The 6,026-nt window shown below is 34.3% G+C and carries 6 protein-coding genes and 1 tRNA gene (1 of these 7 cut by a window edge); 3 read left to right on the top strand and 4 right to left on the bottom strand.

Going from position 1 to position 6,026, the window contains the following annotated elements:
* From ruvC to Trichorick_RS04785, 4 genes are all read right to left on the bottom strand, one after another.
* Positions 1-56, bottom strand: partial view of a crossover junction endodeoxyribonuclease RuvC gene (gene ruvC / locus Trichorick_RS04800; protein WP_323737887.1) — the 5' portion only. Its footprint begins 421 nt before the window's first position; 56 of the gene's 477 nt are visible here — the first part of the coding sequence; the start codon lies at positions 54-56; its stop codon lies off the left edge, out of view.
* A gap of 416 nt (positions 57-472) precedes the next feature.
* On the bottom strand, positions 473-901 hold the full coding sequence (locus Trichorick_RS04795) for a hypothetical protein (RefSeq protein ID WP_323737886.1): 429 nt from the start codon (positions 899-901) through the stop codon (positions 473-475).
* A gap of 12 nt (positions 902-913) precedes the next feature.
* A complete protein-coding gene (fliI, locus tag Trichorick_RS04790; RefSeq protein ID WP_323737885.1) occupies positions 914-2,251 on the bottom strand; it encodes a flagellar protein export ATPase FliI in 1,338 nt (445 codons plus the stop codon).
* Positions 2,252-2,313: 62 nt separating this feature from the next.
* Positions 2,314-3,525 carry an EAL domain-containing protein gene (locus Trichorick_RS04785; RefSeq protein ID WP_323737884.1) on the bottom strand — a complete coding sequence of 404 codons (1,212 nt, stop codon included), beginning with the start codon at positions 3,523-3,525 and terminating at the stop codon, positions 2,314-2,316.
* Positions 3,526-3,780: 255 nt separating this feature from the next.
* On the opposite strand from Trichorick_RS04785, the gene Trichorick_RS04780 reads away from it, so the two are divergent.
* The 3 genes from Trichorick_RS04780 (at position 3,781) to mgtE (ending at position 5,942) form a co-directional block, all read left to right on the top strand.
* Positions 3,781-4,035: a BolA family protein gene (locus Trichorick_RS04780; protein ID WP_323737883.1), complete on the top strand. Its 255-nt coding sequence runs from the start codon at positions 3,781-3,783 to the stop codon at positions 4,033-4,035.
* A 248-nt stretch (positions 4,036-4,283) separates the two neighbouring features.
* Positions 4,284-4,368: transfer RNA gene (locus Trichorick_RS04775), tRNA-Leu, on the top strand.
* Positions 4,369-4,574: 206 nt separating this feature from the next.
* The gene (gene mgtE / locus Trichorick_RS04770) at positions 4,575-5,942 is read left to right on the top strand and encodes a magnesium transporter (protein ID WP_323737882.1); all 1,368 of its coding nucleotides are present in this window, start codon (positions 4,575-4,577) and stop codon (positions 5,940-5,942) included.
* Positions 5,943-6,026 lie beyond the last annotated feature (84 nt).

Raw genomic sequence — 6,026 nt, 5'->3', positions numbered from 1 at the left:
GTAATCACAGCCCACCCTACTCTAACTAAACCAGGATCAATACCAAGTATTATCATTAGACCTCTTTCATAACTTAATTTATAGCTGGTTTGTAATTTTGTCATCAAAATCGAGAGTGTTCAATAGACCTCTTGCATAACCTAGAGACGGTTGAGGAATTTTTAAGAAAAACGAAATCGAGTACCGTAGCGTACCCTTGTTTGCTGCGGAACTTCGCCTGCGTTTTGACAACAAAATTACCAACCGGAATAGGTTATGCAAGAGGTCTAATAAACCATATGCATCAAGTTAAGAATAAAGAGACAAATACACTTGCTTCTGAACTGAGGAACCTGCATAACTACCGATAGTGTCATCCCGAAATGATATCCGATAGTTATAAGGAAAACCCCAGGTGGACTAGCAATGACGGTTCATATCGTCTCTTTTTCCTTAACTTGACGCATATGGTTTATTAACCACTCTCTCAAAATCAGCTTGATTTAGAATTTATTTTCATAACATTTAATTCATCGAAAAACTTAGTTTCAGCCTGTCTGGCTTTTTCCTGGTAGATATTGACACGATTTTGCTGAGCAATTTCAAATTTTTTTAACTCCGCAAACTGTACTGATAATTCTAACTGTAACTGCGAGATTCTATAGTCTAAAGAGTAGATTTGTTCAAGCAAACGTTTTCTACTATTTTCAACATGTTTTAAATAAGTATCTAAAATGAACGCATATTCACTACCTGTATACTTATTGGCTTCTATAACAGCTTGGCTCACAAGCTCCGTTAAAGATTTATTTAAATTACTTCTCTCGATATCCAAATCATTAATTTTACGACGTAACCCATTGAGCTTATCTTCATGAAGCCTAATTAACGTTTTAAAAGTTTTAATTTTTTTTGCTACCATTAATTATAAACTCTATTCTTTGATGCTTAAGATATCCCCTAACTGCTGATAACTTTCACTCATAGCACAGATTTCATTCGGTTTTTGACTAAGAAAAGTCTCAAGCTTATTATAGTAATTAATAGCTAAATCCACATCAGGATCAGCACCTTTTTTATAAGCACCCAACCTAATCATTTCAGCCATATCATGATAAATTGACAACATTCGTTTGGCAAAATTGACCTGTCTGTTTTCTAAATCTGAATTACACTGAGGCATCGCTCTAGATACACTTTTTAGCACATCTACAGCTGGAAACCTTCCTCGTTCAGCTATACTTCTATCCATTACTATATGACCATCAACCGTACCACGTACCGTATCACTAACCGGCTCATTTTGATCATCACCTTCAACTAAAACAGTAAATAAACCAGTGATATTTACACCATTAACCCCAGGACCAGCTCTTTCCAATAATTTCGGTAACTCACTAAATACCGATGGTGTATATCCTTTAGTAGTTGGCGGTTCTCCGATAGCTAAACCTATCTCACGTTGAGCCATGGCAAATCTCGTAATTGAATCAATAATACATAATACTTCTTTGCCATGATCACGAAAATATTCAGCAATAGCCATCGTCGTATAAGCTGCTCGTTTACGCAGCAGCGCCGACTCATCGCCGGTAGCAACAACTATCACTGCCTGTTTTAACCCATCTGCTCCTAAATATTCTTCTATAAATTCCTTTACCTCTCTACTACGCTCTCCTACCAACCCAATCACCTTGACATCTGTCGCTGCATATTTCGTAAGCATAGAAATTAATACAGATTTACCAACACCGCTTCCAGCAAATATTCCCATTCTTTGACCATAACAGCAACTGGCAAACGTATCTATTACTTTAACTCCAAGATCAATTTTAGCTCCAATCCGCCCACGTTTTTGTGAAGCCGGTGGTTGAGCCTTCAACTGATAAGCTGATCCACCAACTTTTAATGGACCAAGTTCATCTATAGGCTCGCCAAAAGCATTAACTATCCGTCCAAGCCATGACATATCGGGAGCTATAACGTTATCATGTCGATATACTTCGACTAAAGCGCCAGAGCCTATACCCTCAGTATCATTAAATGACATTAACAACACTGTATCATTACTAAAACCCACTACTTCACAGAGAATTTCTTGTGTTTTTTGGATGTCTCGTATTTTACACCTTGAACCAATCGCTACGAAATCATTAATTCCATTGCATTCAATCAGAATACCTTTAATCGATATAACTTTACCGTAAATTTTCAATGAGTTAATATCTTCAACTTGCTGTCGTAGACACTCAAAACCCGAGATAATATTCATAATACCATTCCTTAAGGAGAAGATTTAATAGAGCTCTCTTAATCACACGAGAGAGGTCTATTTTATAAATTTCTTTTACTAGAAGCCGGCGAAAAGAAATTACCCTGCATACCATCTACTTTTATATCAATCAAAAATTTGGCAATTTCACCATTTTCAACAAATTCAGCAACAGTTTTTATACCTAACTCTTCAGAAATCTTAACTAAAGTCTCAACAAAATACTGACTATGTCGATCATTAACAACGTTACGTATATAACTACCATCAATCTTAATAATATCGATTGGCAAATTCTGGAGTTGCTTGAATGAAGTGAAACCAGAACCAAAATCATCTAAAGCAAACCTACAACCAAACTTGTGCAATCTATCAATAAACATTTTGGTGTTTTCATAATCTTCATTTATTGATGTTTCAGTAATCTCAATAATTAATCGTGATGCTACATCACTATGTTTTCTTAACAAACTCTCCGCTATTTCAAGTAAATAACTATCTAAAATACCAATATTTGATATATTAACCGACAAACTAATCTCAGATGCATTTACCAATTCATTTACCGCCATTCTGAGCACAATTTGATCGATTATATTAATCAATCCTTTACTTTCTGCATCTTGAATCACTCCACCTACAGATACTAAATTATTATGATCATCAGGCATTCTCAGTAGACATTCATAGTAATGCGTATGGCCAGTTTTACGATCTACTATTGGTTGATATGCAAAGACCACAGTATTACTCTCTAGAGCTTTCCTTAGCTTATTTAGTTTTTTATTAGAGGTTTTAATAATTTCTAAATTATGTAATCGACTGTCATAGGATTTATAATAACAACTACGATCTTTATCATGAACCAATAATCCGGCCAAAAGAGCGTATATCTCATCAGCATTATTGCTAGCTCCAGGAAAATCAATGCTAGCAATTTTACAATTCATATAAGCGAACTCAATTTGTTCATTGGTATATAGCTGCGATGCAGTATAAGCTTTATAGACAAATTTCTTTATTAACTCATGATCGCTGTTAGGTAAAATCACTAATACTTTATTATGTTCAATTTTACTATAAGCCGGTGTTATCATCTCGTGACAAACTTGTCTTATAATTTTATTAAGATCATTCATTATATGTTTAGCAATAGCAAAACCACAAACAGCTTGTAACTCATCGTAATTAATCAATTTAATTAATACACAATAACCAGATTGCATATCATTAATTTGTATTTGGATATCTTCTGTTGACTCTATGTTTAACATAAATTTCTAAATATACCTTTCACAACCAGATATGAAGTCTATTAGCGCTTATCAAAACAATAACTTAATAATACCAAGATATTAAAAAGTTACTAAAAAAAACGAATGGTAAGCATCCGCAATATATTAACTAACACACGAAGACGTACGAATCTCCAAATTTGTTACATCAAATCTTGAAGTATCGCAGGTATATCTATATTTGTTGATGCATTAACAGTATACTAACAAAAATCTAATAGCAAGTAATCAAATATGCAACGTAGTGAACGGATAAAGCAAAAATTAGCTGCGCTAAAACCTCATCATCTCGAAATTATTGACCAAACATCTTTACACGTTGGACATGCCGAACATGCCGATGATTCTGAAACTCATTTTTTCATTAAAATATCGGCTGATATACTTAAAGAAAAAACTCGCTTAGAACAACACAACATCATTAATAAGTTATTAGATGATGAGTTTAATAACGGGCTACATGCATTATCGATCAAAATTTGCACTTAAATTCTAAGAGCCTGTCAGATCAGTGCATCTAAGAGGTAATTTTGCTCACTCAAAATTCATTTCCGTTCCGCAACAAACTAGAGACTGCTTGCGGCACCCGACTTCGTTTTTTCTAAAAATTCCTCTCTTATATCTACTGATCTGACAGGCTCTTAGCAAAAAAACTGCAACTTAAGAATATATCTCGTCACTGTTGTTGATTATAACTAGATAATTTGCTATAAACGAGTATTTAACAATATTAATAAGCGGTCGTGGCGGAATGGTAGACGCGCAGCATTGAGGGTGCTGTTCTGACTCAGAGTGGAAGTTCAAATCTTCTCGACCGCACCAAAAACTTAAAATAAATATCTATTTTACTTATTAAGTCTTTATGAGAATATTCGCAGAAACCTACACCTCAAGTTAAGGAAAAAGAGAAGATTACTTAACTTGACGCGCATGGTTTATTGAACACTCTCCACTTATAAATTTATCTTCCTACTAACTTCAGAGCGAAGTTGGATGATTACTTATACAAAATTCCTAGTGTCAAAAACATGTATGCACCAGAAAAAATATCAGCCGATAATTATGAAGCATTCATCGAAACTTTCGAACATATTATTGATTTAATTAATCACGACAGGTTAGAGCAAGCAATAGCTATTTTGACTACACTACATTACTCAGAGCTTGCAGATTTTTTAGATAATGCTAATGATAAACTTCATAAAAAGATCTTGCCACTTTTAAGTGACAAGATCAAACCAGAAACCATGCTATGGCTTAGTGATAATGCAAAACATTCAGTAATCGAAGTACTTGGCATTGAAAAATCTTGCGCTCTACTTGATCAATTAGCGATAGAAGATGCCATTGAAGTCATAGAAACTATCGACGATGAAGTCAAACAACTGATTGTCGCCAATTTCAATAACGATAAACAACAACAAATCATCGAAGGATTTACTTATCCAGAAGATACTGTCGGTAGGATCGTAGAAAGAAATTTTATTTCTTTTCAAGAATATTGGACAGTGGGTCAAGCTATTGATTTTATTCGTCAAACTCATCCACAACGTGATTTTCACGCAGCAATCGTAGTAGACAACCGCTATCGTCCTGTAGGCAATATTTTACTTAGTACCTTGCTTAAATATTATAGACGTACCATGATTAGAGAAATTATGAATAGTGAATTCAAAGTAGCCAACACTTTGACCCCACTTACTGACATTGCTTTTATATTTAAGAAGTATGCCCTAACTATTGTACCAGTGGTAAGTAAGAGCGGTAAATTAATCGGTAGCGTATCTGTAAATAACATGATTTATATTGTTGACCAACAAACAGAAAAAGAAATTATGCAACTTGGTGGAATTCATACTAGAGACACCTTTCTTACCATCTTTCATACAGCTCGACACCGCTTTCCCTGGTTGTTTATCAATTTAATCACCGCTTTTGTGACATCACTGATTATTGGACAATTTAGCGCCACCTTAAAGCAATTAATTACTCTTGCAGTAATTATGCCAATAGTGGCTTCTATGGGAGGAAACGCCGGCACTCAAGCTATGACTGTCACCGTCCGTGCCTTAGCTAATAAAGATATTAATCATACTAATATAATCAAAGTGATTTTAAAAGAAACTATGGTATGTGGATTGAATGGATTTCTTTTTGCATGCATCAGCGCCAGCGCCAGTTTAGCCATTTTTACGGATTTATATCTTAGCATTATTTTTGGCAGCGCAATATTCATCAATTTTATTATCGCCGGATTATTTGGAGCGATGGTCCCAATCGCTTTAGAAAAACTTGATATTGATCCCGCTACAGCCTCTGGCGTATTTCTGACAACTATTACCGATGCATCAGGATTTTTTACTTTCTTGACACTAGCTTATATCTTACTTGCTTAATTATACAAGAAATTTAAAATTATTAATTATTATATTATAATTCAATTGCATATTTTAATATAATATGTAATAATATTAAATATA

Origin of the sequence: Candidatus Trichorickettsia mobilis (assembly GCF_034366785.1) — a bacterium.
Lineage (GTDB): Bacteria > Pseudomonadota > Alphaproteobacteria > Rickettsiales > Rickettsiaceae > Trichorickettsia > Trichorickettsia mobilis_A.
The sequence above is the reverse complement of the archived record's forward strand: the minus strand, read 5'-3'. Positions and strand labels throughout refer to the sequence as shown.